We start from the raw sequence: 14098 nt of genomic DNA, 5'->3' as shown, positions 1-14098 counted from the left end.
TCAGTCCTTCGTTCCAACGCCCGGCGGATCGTCCGCGATCCGGGCGTAGAGGTAGTGGTCCTGCCAGATGCCGTTGATCCTGAGATAGGATCGCAGCAGTCCTTCGCGCCGAAATCCGGCTTTTTCAAGCACGCGGATCGACCTGATATTGTCGGGAATACAGGCCGCTTCGATCCGGTGCAACCTCAGCGTATCGAAGGCGAAGCGGGTCACCACCTTGACCGCGTCGGTCATCAGGCCGCGGCCGCCGAAGCGCTCGCCGATCCAGTAGCCGACATGGCCGCTTTGCGAGACGCCATGGCGTATGTTGCCGAGCGTGATGCCGCCGGCAAGCTTGCCGCTGCTCCTCTCGAAGATAAAGAAGGCGATAGCGGTTCCCTGAGCATAATCCTCGCGGTAGCGGCTGATGCGCAGCCGCCATGCGTTGCGGTCGAGTTCATCGGGAGTCCAGCGTGGCTCCCATGGTTCGAGGAAAGCGCGGCTTTCCCCGCGCACCGCCGCCCACTCGCGATAGTCGTTGGTGAACGGCACGCGCAGCGTGACACGGTCGCCTTTCAGTGCCGGCAGGTCACGGCGAAAGAAAGGGAGCGCGAACATGGCGCTTTGAGGGGCTTAGACGGCGAGCTTGCGGGCCGCGGTCTGCGTGCCCGCGAGCGATTCGAGAATCGCCTCGTAGGGCGCCAGTGTGCCCACAGGCCCGACAGCGGTAAGCGTCGGCTTGGTCGAGAACAAACGCGACGATAGATCGGTCAGCCGCTCGATCGTCAGCGCCGACAGCCGTTCCATCAGTTCCTCCTTGGCGATCGGCCGGCCGAACAGAAGCAGTTGCCGTGCGATCTGCGAAGCGCGGCTGGCCGGGCTTTCGGCTGACATGATCAGTCCGGCGCGATATTGGGCGCGCGCCCGGTCGAGTTCTTCCTGCAGGATCTTCTCGCCGGCCTTCTGCAGTTCGTCGATGATGACAGGCACCAGTTCGGCGATGTCGCTCTGGCCGGTCGCTGCATGGACGCCGAAGACGCCGGTGTCGGAAAAGCCCCAATGGAAGGCATAGACCGAGTAACACAGGCCGCGCTTCTCGCGGACCTCCTGGAACAGGCGCGACGACATGCCGCCGCCGAGGATCATCGACAGCACCTGCGAGGCGTAGAAGTCGCGCACATGATAGGCCCGGCCTTCGAACCCCAGCACGATCTGCGCGTCCATCAGGTCGCGGTCCTCGCGAAAATCGCCGCCGACATATTGCGCATATTGCGGGATGGTGCTGTCGGCCTTGCTGCGGAAGCCGCCGAGCTGCTTTTCGACCTCGCGCACGAAATTGTCATGCTTGATGTCGCCGGCGGCGACAATCACCATGCGCTCGGCGCCATATTGCCGCTCTATGAAGTCGTGAAGTTGTTTCGAGGTGAAGGATTTGACCGTTTCGGGCGTGCCGAGAATGGAGCGCCCAATCGTCTGATGGCGATAGGCGGTTTCCGTGAAACGGTCGAAGACGATGTCGTCGGGCGTGTCGTGCGCGGCGCCGATCTCCTGCAGGATCACATGCTGTTCGCGTTCGAGTTCCTGCGGGTCGAATTCGGACTCCTGCAGGATGTCGGCAAGAATGTCGACGGCTAGCGGCACGTCGTCGGAGAGCACCCTGGCATAGTAGGAGGTGGTCTCGACGCTGGTGGCGGCGTTGATTTCGCCGCCGACGTCCTCGATCTCCGAGGCGATTTCGAAGGCGCTCCGCCTTTTCGTGCCCTTGAACGCCATGTGCTCGAGCAGATGGGCCATGCCATGCTCGTCGTCACGTTCATTGCGGGCACCCGACTTCACCCAGGCACCAAGGGCAACCGATTCGATGCTTTGAAGGGTTTCGGTGGCGACTGTCAGGCCGTTCGACAGACGGCTTACCTCAACACCCATATGGCTACTACTCCCTAACACGCCGCCCGCGCGCGGCGGCCGACGTAATCTTCCACCATTTTCAGGTCGGATGGAAGTACCGTGTATTTTTCCTCCGATGTCATCAACCCACCTAGCCACGCGGGCAGTGCGGGCGACACGCCGCTGGCGGCTTCGACGGCGGCCGGGAATTTTGCCGGGTGCGCTGTACCCAGCACCACCATAGGCACGGCGCCTGACGCCTTGCCTGCGGCGACATGCACGGCTGCCGCAGTGTGCGGATCGAGCAGATAGTTGCTGGTCGCGAGCGTCGAGCGGATGGTGGCGGCGACCTCGTCCATATCAGCGCGGCCGGCGTCGAATTCGGAACGCATCCCGGCGATTTGGTGGGGTTCGATGGTGAAAGCACCGGACTGCTTCAGGCCGTCCATGTAGCGCCGGACGATCGCGGCGTCACGGCCGGAGGCCTCGAACAGCAAGCGTTCGAAATTCGACGACACCTGGATATCCATCGACGGCGACGTGGTCGCAAAGACGCCCTTGGTGCGGTATTCGCCGGTCGAAAAAGTGCGCGCCAGGATGTCGTTGTCATTGGTGGCAATGACCAGCCGATCGATCGGCAAGCCCATCTTCTTGGCGGCATAGCCGGCAAAGATATCGCCGAAATTGCCGGTCGGCACGGTGAAGGAAACCTGCCTGTCCGGCGCGCCGAGCGACAGCGCCGAGGAGAAATAATAGACGATCTGGGCCATGATGCGGGCCCAATTGATCGAATTGACGCCCGAAAGCGCCACCCGGTCGCGAAAGCCGTGATCGTTGAACATGTCCTTGAGCAGGCCCTGGCAATCGTCGAAATTGCCTTCGATCGCCAGCGCATGGACGTTTGCAGCCGTCGACGTCGTCATTTGCCGCTGCTGCACCGGCGAGACGCGGCCATGCGGGAAAAGGATGAAGATGTCGGTCCGGCTGCGACCGGCAAAGGCATCGATGGCCGCCCCGCCGGTATCGCCCGAGGTGGCGCCGACGATGGTGGCGTGCTGGTCGCGTTCGGCAAGCACATGGTCCATCAGCCGGGCCAGAAGCTGCATCGCCACGTCCTTGAAGGCGAGCGTCGGCCCGTGGAAGAGTTCCAGGACGAAGGTGTTGGGGCCGGTCTGCACCAGCGGGCAGACGGCCTCGTGGCGGAAGGTGGCATAGGCTTCGCGGACCAGCCGCTCGAAGACGGGCGCCGGGATTTCGCCGCCAAGGAACGGCGACAGCACGCGGAGGGCAAGGTCGGGATAGGCAAGGCCGCGCATGGCGCGGATCTCGGCGGCGGAAAACTGTGGCCACTCGCGCGGCACGTAGAGCCCGCCGTCGCGCGCCAGCCCAGCCAGCACGGCGTCGGAAAATCCAAGAACGGGGGCTTCCCCGCGGGTACTCACATAGTGCATGTCACAATTCCGTTACTGCCTGGCTTTTTCCGTCCACCGCAAGGTGGTTAATTCTGCGCTGGCTCAGTCGCATTTTTGCCGCGCGGTTGATATACGTCACCAGCTTTGCGAGAGGGAAGTGCAGTTTCATGGCGTTTCGTACATTCAGTGGTCGCTTTTTGGCGGGTCTTGCGCTCACCGGCTTTATGCTTGCCGCCGCCGGCTGCCAATCGGGCGACAATGGCATCCTGAACCTCGGCATCGGCAAGAAGGAGGACCCGACGGCGCCACCGCCGCCGCAGGATCCCAAGATCCTGGCCAGCCAGTTGCAGGCCTATTGTCCCAGGGTGACCGTGCGCGACGGCACGGCCTTCTTCAACACCTATTCCAGGGAAGCTCAGAAGCCCAAGCCCAGGATCAAGAAGACCGGCGATGCCGCGCAGGATGCCGCGGCCCAGGCCGAGGCTGACGCCGCTGCTGCAACGCCGCCCGACGAATCGGCCAACATCATCTACCAGGCGTCGGTCAGCGACGTGACACGCGACTGCAGCCGTGCCAACGGCCAGTTGACGATGAAGATTGCGGTCGCCGGCAAGATTGTCCCCGGACCGAAGTTTTCTCCAGGCACGATCACCATGCCGATCCGAACGGCGGTGATGCACGGCACCGAGGTCCTCTACTCGCAGCTCCACCAGTATCAGGTCCAGGTCACCGATCCTTCGGTTGCCACGCAGTTCGTCTTCACCGATTCCAATGTCGTCGTGCCCGAGCCGACGGCCCAGGATTATCAGGCCTTTGCCGGCTATGACGAAACCGCGCATCAGGCAACGGCCGACAAGTCGAAGAAGACCCGCCGCAAGAGGGCTGCCGCGACGAACTAGGTCTCGGCAGTTGCATGAGGCGTGCGTCGCGGCGCACGCTTCTCAGGCGTCCGACCACTCCGACAGCGCGGCGATCACGCTTTTCAGCTCCGCCCAGCGGCGGATCACCGTTTCGGCGCCGGCCTCGGTGAGCGCGTCGGCATGGCCGGGATAACTGTGTCCCGCGCCGGTGAAGCCGATCACCCGCATGCCCGCCGCCCTTGCGCCGTGGACGCCGTGCACGGAATCCTCGATAACGAAAGTGTTCGCCGGGTCGGCGCCGAGTTTCTCCGCCGCAAACAGGAACACGTCCGGCGCCGGTTTCGTTTTCGCGGTCGGTGTTTCCATCGCCGAAAAAATCCGGTCGGCGAAAAACGGCAGAAGATGCACCTTCTCCAGCATGAATTCGATCCTCTCGGAGCGTGAATTCGAGCAGACACAGCGCGGCACGGTTACCGCGGCAACGGCCTCGCGCGCGCCATCGATGGCGCGGACGTCACTGCGCAGTTTGCGGTCGACCAATTGTTCCTCCCTGTCGATCAGAGAGGCTTGGAAGGGAATGCGGGACTTTTCCTCGACCCGCAGCATGATGTCCTTGAAGGTCAGGCCGGCATAGCTCTCCGAAATCTCCTCAGCCGATATCTCGTATCCGGCCAAGGTCAAAAGCTCGGCGTCGACGCGGGCGGCGATGATCTCGGAATCGACGAGCACGCCGTCGCAATCGAAGATGACAAGGTCTGGCTGGGGCATGGTGATCCGGACAATGGGAGGGCGAAGTGGCCTCGGAAGGCTCAGGCGGCGCGGCATACACCAACAGGGCCGCCTTCGCAAATTCGCCACACCAGTCCCTTGCCTTCACGGAATATTTACGCTGATCGGTAACCATAACCAGGAGTAAACAGTAACGCGTGCCTTGGGTGTCAGAATGTCTGCCGTGCGTCTTCTCGACGAGCTTTCCCACGCTCCCCAGCAATCCGAATGGCTGGACACGATCCTCAAGGGCGACTGCGTCGCCGCGCTAGACCGGCTGCCCGAAAAATCGATCGACGTCATCTTCGCCGATCCGCCCTACAATCTGCAGCTCGACGGCGACCTGCACCGCCCTGATCAGTCGAAGGTCGACGCCGTTGACGACGATTGGGACCAGTTCGAGAGTTTCGAGGCCTATGATGCTTTCACGCGTGCCTGGCTGCTGGCGGCGCGCCGGGTGCTGAAGCCCAACGGCACCATCTGGGTCATCGGCTCCTATCACAACATCTTCCGTGTCGGCGCCAAGATGCAGGATCTCGGCTTCTGGATCCTCAACGACGTCGTCTGGCGCAAGACCAACCCAATGCCGAATTTCCGCGGCCGCCGCTTCCAGAACGCGCATGAGACGATGATCTGGGCCACGCGCGACCAGAAGGGCAAGGGTTACACCTTCAACTACGAAGCCATGAAGGCGTCCAACGACGATATCCAGATGCGCTCCGACTGGCTGTTTCCGATCTGCACCGGCGGCGAGCGGCTGAAGAACGACAATGGCGACAAGCTGCACCCGACGCAGAAGCCGGAAGCGCTGCTTGCCCGCATCATGATGGCCTCGACCAAACCGGGCGACATCGTGCTCGATCCGTTCTTCGGCTCCGGCACCACCGGCGCGGTGGCCAAGCGCCTCGGCCGCCATTTCGTCGGCATCGAGCGCGAGCAGGCCTACATCGACGCCGCCAACGAGCGCATCGACGCGGTGCGGCCGCTGGATGGTGCCGATCTCACCGTTCTCACGGGCAAGCGCGCCGAGCCGCGCGTTGCCTTCGTCAGCCTGATCGACACCGGCCTGATGATGCCGGGTGCGACGCTCTACGATGCCAAGAAGCGCTGGGCGGCCAAGGTGCGGGCCGACGGCACGGTGGCGATCGGCGACAGCGCCGGTTCGATCCACAAGGTCGGCGCCGAAGTGCAGGGGCTGGATGCCTGCAACGGCTGGACCTTCTGGCATTATGAGCGCAGCGGTGGCCTGACCCCGATCGACGAGCTTCGCCGCATCGCGCGGCTCGGCATGGAGCGGGCAGGGGCCTGAGCCCCTGCCAATTGCTTCGAATGCCGTTGATTCAAAGGCTCAACGGATCGCGCGAAGCGATTCAAATCAGGCCTTGATTCCGAGACGTTCAAGGTTTGCTTGAAGCGTCCTTGCGTCGGTGAACAGCACCGATTGCCAGCCTGCCGCCTTGGCGCCGTCGACATTCTTCTGGCTGTCATCGATGAACAGCGTCGCGGCCGGTTCGAGGCCGAATGCGGCGACGTGGTGATCGTAGATGGCTCGGTCGGGCTTGATCTGGCGGATGTCAGCCGACACCGTCACGCCGCGCGGACGATTGAGAAAATCGAAGCGTTCGCGTGCCTCGGCCAGCGTGTCGCTGGCAAAATTGGTCAGCATGGTCACGTCGTGGCCGCTCTCGATCAGACCGACCATGATGGCGACGCTGTCCTCATAGGCATGCGGCACCATCTCGTGCCAGTGGCGGCGGAAACCGCGGATGTTTTCCGCGTGATCGGGATGGTCCGCGATCAGCAGCGCCTCGGCCTCTGCCCAGGTCCGGCCGCGATCCTGCTCGATGTTCCAATCATGCGTGCAGACATTGTCGAAAAACCACTTTCTCTCTTCGGCATCCGGAATGAGGCGGCTGAACGGAATGTTGGGATCGTAGTGGATCAGCACGCGGCCGATGTCGAAAACGATGTGGCGTATTTCAGTCATGGGGCCTCTTTGCACTGTATGGCGACGGCTTTTTCGTCGCGCCGGGTATCGCAGCCTCGATTGCCTTTTTCATGACAGTCGGCAGCGCCTCGCCGGAAATCTCGTGAGCGAGCGACCAGAAATGCCCGTCTGGCGCATCACCTTTGATGTGAGCGTGAAAGACTTCGAGTTCGAGAGCGAAATGCGTGAAGACATGCGCAATGCGGCCCGCATGCCGCCAGTCGGCGGGAAACGGCGCGGCCGCTTGCGTGGTTGCCCCATCGATCCGCGCGGTCCAGCCTGTCGTCGGCACCTCGGTCATGCCGCCGAGCAAGCCCTTCTCCGCCCGTTTGCGCAGAAGGATGGCGCCGTCGGCCCGCACGGCGACAAAGGCCGCGCCGTGCCGCTGCGGCTTGTCGGCTTTGGGCAGGCGCACCGGGAAGTGCTCGGGATCGCCTGAAACGACGGCGTCGCAGTCTTCGCGCAGCGGGCACAGCATGCAGCGTGGCCGGCGTGGCGTGCAGATGGTGGCGCCGAGATCCATCATCGCCTGGGCGAAGTCGCCAGGCCTTATCCCGGGCACCATGCGCTCGACATGGGCGCGGATCTCGGGCTTGGCTTCGCTCAACGGCGTTGCGATCGAAAACAGCCGGGAGATGACGCGTTCGACATTGCCGTCGACAACGGCGGCGGGGCGGTCGAAGGCAATCGCCGTGATGGCCGCCGACGTATAGGCGCCGATGCCGGGCAATTCTCTCAAACGAGTCTCCGTGTCGGGAAACCGGCCGCCACGCGCAGCCACAAGATCGGCACAGGCCTTGAGATTGCGGGCGCGGGAGTAGTAGCCGAGCCCGGCCCAGGCCTTCATCACGTCCTCCGCCGGCGCCGCGGCCAGCGCCTCGACATCGGGCCATTTCTCGACGAAAATCCGGAAATAAGCCTTCACCGCTTCGACGGTGGTCTGCTGCAGCATCACCTCGGAGAGCCAGATACGGTAGGGATCAGGCCGCACGCCGCGTGCATGCTCACGGGGCGTGATGCGCCACGGCAATTCACGGTGATGAACGTCGTACCAGTCTAGCAGGCGGGATGCGATATCTCCGGATGTGGCTTTGCCACTATCCCAGGATGCGGTCTTGCGGGTCTGGTCTGCTGGTGCCATTGATCTTGTATTGGCCTGGCCGGTATCTGCTGGGTCGTCGCTGGAGGACGTACATGGCAGGGAGAACGCCCTACGGCAATCCCGTCCCGGTCAGCGATCTCGCGACCAGGATCCTCGATCCGGTGCTGCGCAAGCGGGCCGGCATTTCGATCGGCCTCGTCCAGTCATGGGACGAGATCGCTGGCCCGCGGCTGGCCAGCCATTCGCGCCCCGAAAAAATCCAGTGGCCGCGCCGTATGCATGAGGACGATCCGTTCGAGCCGGCCGTGCTGGTCATTGCCTGCGAAGGCATGGCGGCACTTCATCTGCAGCACGAGACGGGCGAGATCATCAACCGGGTCAACGCCTTCCTCGGCTTCACCGCCATCAACCGCATCCGGATCCTGCAGAAGCCGGTGACAGCCGACAAAGGAAAGCGCAGACCGGCCCTGAGACCGCTGACCGCGGCTGAGAAGACGAAATTGTCGGGGACTGTCGGCCTGGTCGATAATGAAGGACTGCGCGCCTCGCTGGAGAAACTTGGCGCGACCATTATTGGGGAGAGAAAATCATAGGCGTCTTGAAGAAAGTCATGGATTCGTCGTCTATATCTCGCATTCGTGATCGCCCTTGTCAGGTCTCGCGATTGGATTGGGGATCGAGATGCCTTAATTCGCGCCAACTCTCGCCTTTTCGTGTCTTTGCATTGCAAAATCCAACCCTTGTCAGGTGATTCGTATGAACCGTCCCCCGTTTGGCCAAAGCTTGTCTCGCAGAAACGTCCTGTCTTCGCTGGCCGCCATTCCGGCGGTGGCCCTGCTCGCGGCTTGCAGCGACTCTGGCGAGGAGGCGAAGGCCGCGAATGTGAAGCCCGCTGAGCCGGCCGCTCCCGCAAAGCCGGCCACGCCGGCCGCCGCCACCGCGCCGGAAGCCCAGGGCACCGTGGACATGACGGAACTGATGAAGCCGGGCGCGCTGCCCGACAAGCAGCTTGGCAAGGACGACGCCAAGGTCACCATCGTCGAATACGCCTCGATGACCTGCCCGCATTGCGCGCATTTCGCCGAGACCACCTTTCCGGACCTGAAGACCAAGTACATCGACACCGGCAAGGTTCGCTACATCCTGCGCGAATTCCCGTTCGACCCGAGCGCCGAAGCCGGTTTTATGCTGGCGCGCTGCGCCAAGGATAACTATTACCCCATGGTCGACGTCCTGTTCCGGCAGCAGGCGAACTGGGTTGGCGTCCAGAATACCAAGGATGCGCTGCTGCAAATCTCGAAGCTCGCCGGTTTTACACAGGAGTCCTTCGAGGCCTGCTTGACGGACCAGAAACTTCTGGACGATGTGAGATCGGTCCAGAAGCGCGGCGCCAATGAATTCAAGGTCGACTCGACACCGACCTTCTTCATCAACGGTAAGACCTACAAGGGGGCGATGTCGATTGAGGAAATGTCGGCCATCATCGACCCTCTGCTCTGACGTCCAGTCAGCCCTGAGGCGGCGGCGCTTCGGCGTGCGCGGCTTCTCGTCGTGCCGCGACTTCCTTTCGCAAAACCACGGAAATCCGCTTAGCGGGCGGCGCGAATGAAGTTTTCGCGCCTTCGCCTCCTTGGTTTCAAATCTTTCGTCGAGCCTGGCGAGTTCGTCATCGAACGCGGCCTGACCGGCATTGTCGGGCCCAATGGCTGCGGCAAGTCGAACCTTGTCGAGGCGCTGCGCTGGGTGATGGGCGAAAGCTCCTACAAGAACATGCGCGCGTCCGGCATGGACGACGTCATCTTTTCCGGCTCGGGCACTCGGCCCGCCCGCAACACCGCCGAAGTCACGCTTTTCCTCGACAACAGTGACCGCTCGGCGCCTGCTGCCTTCAACGATGCCGACGAACTGCAGGTGTCGCGCCGCATCGAGCGCGAGGCCGGCTCGCTTTACCGTATCAACGGCAAGGAGGCCCGCGCCAAGGACGTGCAGCTTCTGTTCGCCGACCAGTCGACCGGTGCGCGTTCCCCGTCGATGGTCGGCCAGGGCCGCATCGGCGAACTGATCCAGGCCAAGCCCCAGGCACGCCGCGCCCTGCTCGAAGAGGCGGCAGGCATTTCCGGCCTGCACACCCGCCGCCACGAGGCAGAACTGCGGCTGAAGGCGGCCGAGCAGAACCTCGAACGACTGGACGACGTCGTCGGCGAGCTGGAAAGCCAGATCGAAAGCCTGAAGCGCCAGGCGCGCCAGGCCTCCCGCTTCAAGAACCTGTCGGCCGATATCCGCAAGGCCGAAGCAACGCTGTTGCATCTGCGCTGGACGCTGGCCAAAACCCAGGAAGGCGAGGCGCGATCGGCGCTGGCGGTTGCCACGGCACTGGTCGGCGACCGCGCCGCGGCCCAGATGGCCGCCGCCAGGGAGCAAGGCATAGGCGCCCATCGGCTGCCGGACCTGCGCGACGCGGAAGCCGCCGCCGCCGCTGCCTTCCAGCGCCTCTCGATCGCCAAGTCGCAGATCGAAGAGGAAGCCGGCCGCATCCGCGCCCGTCAGAGCGAACTCGAGCGCCGGCTGCAGCAGCTCGACGGCGATATCGCGCGTGAGGAGCGCATGGTCCGCGACAACGCGGACATTCTCGAGCGCCTGCGCGCCGAAGAGGCGGCACTCAATTCGGAAAATGCTGGTGCCGCCGAGCGCGAGGCCACCACCCGCGCGGCTTTCGAACAAGCGGCATCTACGCTTTCACAAAGCGAAGCCAAACTCGCCGCGCTGACTGCCGAGCGGGCCGAGGCTGCCGCCTCGCGCAACCAGATCGAACGGACGCTGCGCGATACCGCCGAGCGCCGCGACCGCTTCGCGCGTCAGCTTGCCGATGTCGACCGGGAATTGTCGGAGATACTCTCCAAGGTCGCTGGCCTGCCCGATCCGGCCGAGAAGCGGGTGCTGGTCGAACAGGCCATGGCGCTGCTGGAGGAGGCCGAGGCTGCCGTGTCCGAGGCCGAGCAGTCGGTCATCGATGCCCGCGCTGCCGAAAGCGCTGCCCGGCCACCGCTTCAGGATGCCAGGGCCGAGCTGGCAAGGATCGAAACCGAAGCGCGCACGCTGGCAAAAATCCTCAATGCCGCCAGCGGCGATCTCTTCCCGGCCGTGCTGGAGCAGATCAGCGTCGATCGCGGTTTCGAAACGGCGCTGGGTGCAGCCCTTGGCGAAGACCTCGACGTGCCGCTCGACCGCAGCGCGCCGGTGCATTGGGGCGAAGGCGCGATCCAACCCGGCGACGCGGCTCTGCCGGAAGGCGTGAAGAGCCTGGCCAGCGTGGTCCACGCGCCGGCACAGCTCGCCCGCCGCCTGGCGCAGATCGGTATCGTCGATGCCGCCGGCGATGGCCGCCGGTTGCAGCCGCTGCTTGCTCCCGGCCAGCGGCTGGTCAGCCGCGAGGGCGCGCTGTGGCGCTGGGACGGCTTTACCGCCAGTGCCGACGCGCCGACCGCCGCGGCGCAACGGCTGGCGCAGAAGAACCGGCTGGCTGAGCTCGATGCCGAGGCGATACAGGCGACGCTCGTCCTGCGCCAGGCCGAGGAGGCGCTGGGAGAGGCCGAACAGGCGCTCCGCCTGGCAAGCGAGGCCGAGCGCAACACGCGCCAGGCCGGTCGTGACGCACAGCATCGGCTGGACGCCGCCCGCAATGCACTGGCTGAGGCCGAGAGGGCCGGCGGCGAATTGCAGAGCCGGCGCGCAGCACTCGATGAAGCGCGCGCCCGCATCGTCGACAGCCATGAGGAGATTTCGGCCGCCTTCGCCGAGGCGGAAATGCTGCTGCAGGACGCGCCCGATCTTGGCGATCTGCAATTGCAGCTCGAACAGTCCTCGGCCAATGTCGCCCGCGACCGCGCCGCGCTTGCCGATGCGCGTGCGGTGCATGAGGGGCTGCGCCGCGAAGCCGAGGCGCGCGCGCGCCGGCTCGATGCCATTGGCGCCGAACGCAGCAATTGGCTGGAGCGGGCCGAAAACGCCTCGACGCAGATCGCCTCGCTTGGCGAACGCAAGGCCGAGGCCGAGGCCGAACGCGAGCGGCTGGCGGATGCGCCCGATGAAATCGACGCCAAGCGGCGCGCCCTGCTGTCGCAGCTCACCGAGGCCGAAACCTTGCGCAAGGCGGCGGCCGACCGTCTGCAGGAAGCGGAGAACCGGCAATCCGAACTGGACAAGGCCGCCACCGGCGCCATCCAGTTCCTGGCTGAGGCGCGCGAGAGCCGCGTTCGCGCCGAAGAGCGGCTGACCGCGGCCGACGAACGCCGGCTGGAGGTCGAGGCGCGCATCCAGGAAACGCTGAACACACCGCCGCATCTGGTTATTCGCCATACCGGTCTGGAGGCTGACAGCCCGATGCCTGAGATGCCCGAGATCGAGCGTCAGCTGGACCGGCTGAAGATCGAGCGCGAACGGCTGGGCGCCGTCAATCTGCGCGCAGAGGAAGAGCAGAAGGAGCTTTCCGACCGGCTGGAGGCGATCGTGTCGGAGCGCGAGGACATCATCGAGGCGATCCGCAAGCTCAGGCAGGCGATCCAGAGCCTCAACCGCGAAGGCCGCGAGCGGCTGCTTGCCGCCTTCGATGTCGTCAACGGCCATTTCCAGCGGCTGTTCTCGCATCTGTTCGGCGGCGGCACGGCGGAATTGCAGCTGATCGAATCCGACGATCCGCTCGAGGCCGGCCTCGAAATCCTGGCCCGCCCGCCCGGCAAGAAGCCGCAGACCATGACGCTGCTGTCGGGCGGCGAGCAGGCGTTGACGGCGATGTCGCTGATCTTCGCGGTGTTCCTGACCAATCCGGCGCCGATCTGCGTGCTCGACGAAGTCGACGCCCCGCTCGACGACCACAATGTCGAGCGCTTCTGCAACCTGATGGACGAAATGGCCGCCACCACCGAGACGCGCTTCGTCATCATCACCCACAATCCCATCACCATGGCGCGCATGAACCGGCTGTTCGGCGTCACCATGGCCGAACAGGGCGTCAGCCAATTGGTGTCGGTCGACCTGCAGGCGGCCGAGGCCATGCGCGAGGCAAGCTGACCCAGGTCAGCGCTGGCTGGAATGGGCCGCACCGGAGCAATTTCAGGAAAAGGGTGCAAGCGGTTCTCGCTCGGCAAAAAATGTCAGGGCCGCGGACTGTGCCTGTGCGAATGATGTTTGGCCGGGGACCAGACGAAATAGAGCGAGCCCAGTTTCAGCACAGGCACCCTGTGATCCCGCTCGCGATCACGCAGTTCCCGGTAGGTCTTCACCTTCAGTGTGCCCCCCGGCAATCTGATTCGCAAAGCCATGATGCATAGAGCTTACGTGCTTTCTCCAGACGATGAAAGATTCATTTCAAGTTCCTCATCAGTATTCGAGCTCCTGGAGGGGCGATCAGGAATTGTACTGGGCCACCAGATGACGAAATATTTGCCAAACTGCCAGACCGGGACTTCGCCCTTGTACTCTCGCCGCCGCAACTCATAACGTTGCTTGACCTTCAATACACCGCCCGGAAGCCTGATCTTGATCGTCATCGTCCCTCAATACTGATGGCGCACTTCCTGGGTGCCGCGCCCAAAATATCTGTCCGGCCAAGTTAGAAAAATCGCTCACTCTCGGATCGGATCGTTGCAATCCGATTTCGCTGAGTCAATGGAGCCGAGGGCGAACTCCTGTGGCTATCGGCGCCGTGCAGATAAGGCTTGAGAGCGGGCTCAACCTCTGCGCCGCAAGATCCAGTTCACACAGATCACGGCCACGAGGCCACATGCGATGCCGGCGCAATCGGCAAACCAGTCGAACACATCCAGATCGCGCCGTATCAGCGCCGTGCCCTGCAGGACCTCGATCGCCGCTCCAATCATGGCCAGGAAGACGATTAGTCTTGCTTTTCGATCGGGCCAGCCGAGCCCTCCAAGGAAAGTCATGACGGCAAAGGCGCTGGCGTGGTTCAGCTTGTCGGAACGGAAACCGATATCGATCCCGTACTCTTCAAGTCGGGGTATAGGCAGCAGTGCAAGGGCAAGAACAGCGGCAAGCGTGGCGAAAAAGGCGATCCGTTCGACGGCTGGATAAAATCTCATTCTGTTCC

The 14098-nt window shown here is 63.7% G+C and carries 14 protein-coding genes; 5 read left to right on the top strand and 9 right to left on the bottom strand.

Going from position 1 to position 14098, the window contains the following annotated elements; translation table 11 throughout:
* The 4 genes from AC0L2D_RS25815 to AC0L2D_RS25800 are packed head-to-tail and all read right to left on the bottom strand — an operon-like array spanning nt 1 to nt 3447.
* Nucleotides 1-597, bottom strand: coding sequence for a GNAT family N-acetyltransferase (locus AC0L2D_RS25815; RefSeq protein ID WP_013532763.1), 597 nt, complete (start codon nt 595-597; stop codon nt 1-3).
* Between the two features lie 15 nt (nt 598-612).
* Entirely contained in the window at nt 613-1905 is a 1293-nt protein-coding gene (locus tag AC0L2D_RS25810) for a M16 family metallopeptidase (protein WP_013532762.1), read from the bottom strand.
* 14 nt (nt 1906-1919) lie between these two features.
* The gene (gene thrC / locus AC0L2D_RS25805) at nt 1920-3317 is read right to left on the bottom strand and encodes a threonine synthase (protein ID WP_473543008.1); all 1398 of its coding nucleotides are present in this window, start codon (nt 3315-3317) and stop codon (nt 1920-1922) included.
* Between the two features lies 1 nt (nt 3318).
* Nucleotides 3319-3447, bottom strand: a complete 129-nt coding sequence (locus AC0L2D_RS25800) for a hypothetical protein (protein WP_255337193.1) — start codon at nt 3445-3447, stop codon at nt 3319-3321.
* On the opposite strand from AC0L2D_RS25800, the gene AC0L2D_RS25795 reads away from it, so the two are divergent.
* Nucleotides 3446-4177: a hypothetical protein gene (locus AC0L2D_RS25795; RefSeq protein ID WP_063171665.1), complete on the top strand. Its 732-nt coding sequence runs from the start codon at nt 3446-3448 to the stop codon at nt 4175-4177. The genes AC0L2D_RS25800 and AC0L2D_RS25795 overlap by 2 nt on opposite strands.
* A 42-nt stretch (nt 4178-4219) precedes the next feature.
* Here AC0L2D_RS25795 and AC0L2D_RS25790 read toward each other — a convergent pair whose 3' ends face one another.
* The gene (locus AC0L2D_RS25790; protein ID WP_473543006.1) at nt 4220-4906 is read right to left on the bottom strand and encodes an HAD family hydrolase; all 687 of its coding nucleotides are present in this window, start codon (nt 4904-4906) and stop codon (nt 4220-4222) included.
* A 175-nt stretch (nt 4907-5081) separates the two neighbouring features.
* Here AC0L2D_RS25790 and AC0L2D_RS25785 point away from each other — a divergent pair, with 175 nt between their 5' ends.
* The gene (locus AC0L2D_RS25785; protein WP_013532758.1) at nt 5082-6215 is read left to right on the top strand and encodes a site-specific DNA-methyltransferase; all 1134 of its coding nucleotides are present in this window, start codon (nt 5082-5084) and stop codon (nt 6213-6215) included.
* Nucleotides 6216-6281: 66 nt separating this feature from the next.
* Here the strand turns inward: AC0L2D_RS25785 and AC0L2D_RS25780 are convergent, their stop codons facing one another.
* Nucleotides 6282-6893 (bottom strand): HAD family hydrolase, encoded by a 612-nt coding sequence (locus AC0L2D_RS25780; protein ID WP_473543003.1) that lies wholly within the window; start codon nt 6891-6893, stop codon nt 6282-6284.
* A complete protein-coding gene (gene mutY / locus AC0L2D_RS25775) occupies nt 6886-8034 on the bottom strand; it encodes an A/G-specific adenine glycosylase (RefSeq protein ID WP_473543001.1) in 1149 nt (382 codons plus the stop codon). The genes AC0L2D_RS25780 and mutY overlap by 8 nt, the downstream gene beginning before the upstream one ends.
* A 53-nt stretch (nt 8035-8087) precedes the next feature.
* On the opposite strand from mutY, the gene AC0L2D_RS25770 reads away from it, so the two are divergent.
* From AC0L2D_RS25770 to smc, 3 genes are all read left to right on the top strand, one after another.
* Nucleotides 8088-8588, top strand: coding sequence for a DUF721 domain-containing protein (locus tag AC0L2D_RS25770; protein ID WP_013532755.1), 501 nt, complete (start codon nt 8088-8090; stop codon nt 8586-8588).
* A gap of 163 nt (nt 8589-8751) precedes the next feature.
* Entirely contained in the window at nt 8752-9495 is a 744-nt protein-coding gene (locus tag AC0L2D_RS25765; RefSeq protein WP_013532754.1) for a DsbA family protein, read from the top strand.
* A 105-nt stretch (nt 9496-9600) separates the two neighbouring features.
* Nucleotides 9601-13062, top strand: coding sequence for a chromosome segregation protein SMC (smc, locus tag AC0L2D_RS25760; RefSeq protein ID WP_473542998.1), 3462 nt, complete (start codon nt 9601-9603; stop codon nt 13060-13062).
* A gap of 263 nt (nt 13063-13325) precedes the next feature.
* Here the strand turns inward: smc and AC0L2D_RS25755 are convergent, their stop codons facing one another.
* Nucleotides 13326-13541 carry a hypothetical protein gene (locus tag AC0L2D_RS25755; RefSeq protein ID WP_473542996.1) on the bottom strand — a complete coding sequence of 72 codons (216 nt, stop codon included), beginning with the start codon at nt 13539-13541 and terminating at the stop codon, nt 13326-13328.
* Nucleotides 13542-13721: 180 nt separating this feature from the next.
* The gene (locus AC0L2D_RS25750; RefSeq protein ID WP_013532752.1) at nt 13722-14090 is read right to left on the bottom strand and encodes a VanZ family protein; all 369 of its coding nucleotides are present in this window, start codon (nt 14088-14090) and stop codon (nt 13722-13724) included.
* Nucleotides 14091-14098: the final 8 nt, after the last annotated feature.

It is taken from the genome of Mesorhizobium sp. WSM4833 (assembly GCF_055811095.1).
The sequence above is the reverse complement of the archived record's forward strand: the minus strand, read 5'-3'. Positions and strand labels throughout refer to the sequence as shown.

Coding starts and splice junctions, on each gene's coding strand:
- smc (WP_473542998.1), top strand. CDS start 9,601: ATGAAGTTTTCGCGCCTTCGCCTCCTTGGTTTCAAATCTTTCGTCGAG.
- AC0L2D_RS25815 (WP_013532763.1), bottom strand. CDS start 597: ATGTTCGCGCTCCCTTTCTTTCGCCGTGACCTGCCGGCACTGAAAGGC.
- AC0L2D_RS25755 (WP_473542996.1), bottom strand. CDS start 13,541: ATGACGATCAAGATCAGGCTTCCGGGCGGTGTATTGAAGGTCAAGCAA.
- AC0L2D_RS25795 (WP_063171665.1), top strand. CDS start 3,446: ATGGCGTTTCGTACATTCAGTGGTCGCTTTTTGGCGGGTCTTGCGCTC.
- AC0L2D_RS25810 (WP_013532762.1), bottom strand. CDS start 1,905: ATGGGTGTTGAGGTAAGCCGTCTGTCGAACGGCCTGACAGTCGCCACC.
- AC0L2D_RS25790 (WP_473543006.1), bottom strand. CDS start 4,906: ATGCCCCAGCCAGACCTTGTCATCTTCGATTGCGACGGCGTGCTCGTC.
- AC0L2D_RS25780 (WP_473543003.1), bottom strand. CDS start 6,893: ATGACTGAAATACGCCACATCGTTTTCGACATCGGCCGCGTGCTGATC.
- AC0L2D_RS25800 (WP_255337193.1), bottom strand. CDS start 3,447: ATGAAACTGCACTTCCCTCTCGCAAAGCTGGTGACGTATATCAACCGC.
- AC0L2D_RS25770 (WP_013532755.1), top strand. CDS start 8,088: ATGGCAGGGAGAACGCCCTACGGCAATCCCGTCCCGGTCAGCGATCTC.
- AC0L2D_RS25785 (WP_013532758.1), top strand. CDS start 5,082: ATGTCTGCCGTGCGTCTTCTCGACGAGCTTTCCCACGCTCCCCAGCAA.
- AC0L2D_RS25765 (WP_013532754.1), top strand. CDS start 8,752: ATGAACCGTCCCCCGTTTGGCCAAAGCTTGTCTCGCAGAAACGTCCTG.
- thrC (WP_473543008.1), bottom strand. CDS start 3,317: ATGCACTATGTGAGTACCCGCGGGGAAGCCCCCGTTCTTGGATTTTCC.
- mutY (WP_473543001.1), bottom strand. CDS start 8,034: ATGGCACCAGCAGACCAGACCCGCAAGACCGCATCCTGGGATAGTGGC.
- AC0L2D_RS25750 (WP_013532752.1), bottom strand. CDS start 14,090: ATGAGATTTTATCCAGCCGTCGAACGGATCGCCTTTTTCGCCACGCTT.